This window comes from Oceanisphaera sp. W20_SRM_FM3 (assembly GCF_052119705.1).
GTDB lineage: Bacteria > Pseudomonadota > Gammaproteobacteria > Enterobacterales > Aeromonadaceae > Oceanimonas.
The window spans coordinates 1-1,425 of sequence record NZ_JBGQOP010000041.1 but is presented as its reverse complement, the minus strand read 5'-3'; the positions used below and the strand labels follow the sequence as shown (position 1 = coordinate 1,425).

Annotated in this window: 2 tRNA genes and 1 rRNA gene; all 3 read right to left on the bottom strand. The window is 48.7% G+C overall.

From position 1 onward, the window contains the following. Positions 1–469 precede the first annotated feature (469 nt). Positions 470–545, bottom strand: a tRNA-Ala gene (locus tag ACEN2G_RS14180). A 141-nt stretch (positions 546–686) separates the two neighbouring features. Next, positions 687–763 (bottom strand) — tRNA-Ile (locus ACEN2G_RS14175). Between the two features lie 142 nt (positions 764–905). Then, positions 906–1,425: ribosomal RNA gene (locus tag ACEN2G_RS14170) — 16S ribosomal RNA — on the bottom strand; the annotation flags it as partial.

The following is a 1,425-nucleotide window of genomic DNA, read 5'->3' as shown; positions in this document are numbered from 1 at the left end:
GCACGTCCTTCATCGCCTCTGACTGCCAAGGCATCCACCGTGTACGCTTAGTCACTTAACCATACAACCCCAAGAAGTGTGTTTTATACGGCCTCATCTTAGTGATTTCGTCGTTGTGGCTTTTACTCGTGCTATCACATAGAAAACTATGCTCAAGCACTCGTTCAAGACCACGCCTCGAACTTACGTCGATGACGCTCGTCTAAAAGCCCACTTTATAAAAGCGACCTTTAGACAGTATAAAAACAATTCTCTAAGCGGGGTCATAACGCATCAGTGACTGATGCTTACAACTTATTTCGCCAAGAATTTCTAAGACACTTGCGTATCAAGAACTACAAATTATTTCTATCAGCTTTCCAGATTGTTAAAGAGCGTGACTTCGTTAGAAATCAAAGGAGTAAGCTGTATACAGCTTATTACTTTGACGTCTTGACTTCGGCTTTCGTTATTACTCACTAGCACTAAATGGTGGAGCTATGCGGGATCGAACCGCAGACCTCCTGCGTGCAAGGCAGGCGCTCTCCCAGCTGAGCTATAGCCCCATTTAGTTGTTAGCTTTGTGTCTCGCTTTATATCATTTGCATAATATGCAGCGTGTCACCAAATCATTCTAATACTAGAAATAAGATGAGGAAGTTTAGCCTGCTAAACGACGATTCTTATGACGAGGTAGAAGATTGATTTGGTGGGTCTGGGTGGATTCGAACCACCGACCTCACCCTTATCAGGGGTGCGCTCTAACCAACTGAGCTACAGACCCAAAACCGTTTCTTTTGCCCTCACTCTCTGCTAAAGCAGGGTTCTGAGGGCAAAAAATCGCACTGGCTGGTTGCCGATGCGATTTAAGTCACTCTTTCTTATCAAGCAAACTGTGTGAACACTCAACAGACGTTGAGTTAAGGTAAGGAGGTGATCCAACCCCAGGTTCCCCTAGGGTTACCTTGTTACGACTTCACCCCAGTCATGAATCACTCCGTGGTAAACGCCCTCCCGAAGGTTAAGCTATCTACTTCTGGAGCAACCCACTCCCATGGTGTGACGGGCGGTGTGTACAAGGCCCGGGAACGTATTCACCGTGGCATTCTGATCCACGATTACTAGCGATTCCTACTTCATGGAGTCGAGTTGCAGACTCCAATCCGGACTACGACGCGCTTTCTGGGATCCGCTCACCATCGCTGGTTGGCTTCCCTCTGTACGCGCCATTGTAGCACGTGTGTAGCCCTACCCGTAAGGGCCATGATGACTTGACGTCGTCCCCACCTTCCTCCGGTTTATCACCGGCAGTCTCCCTTGAGTTCCCGCCATTACGCGCTGGCAACAAAGGATAAGGGTTGCGCTCGTTGCGGGACTTAACCCAACATCTCACGACACGAGCTGACGACAGCCATGCAGCACCTGTATCAGCGTTCCCGAAGGCAC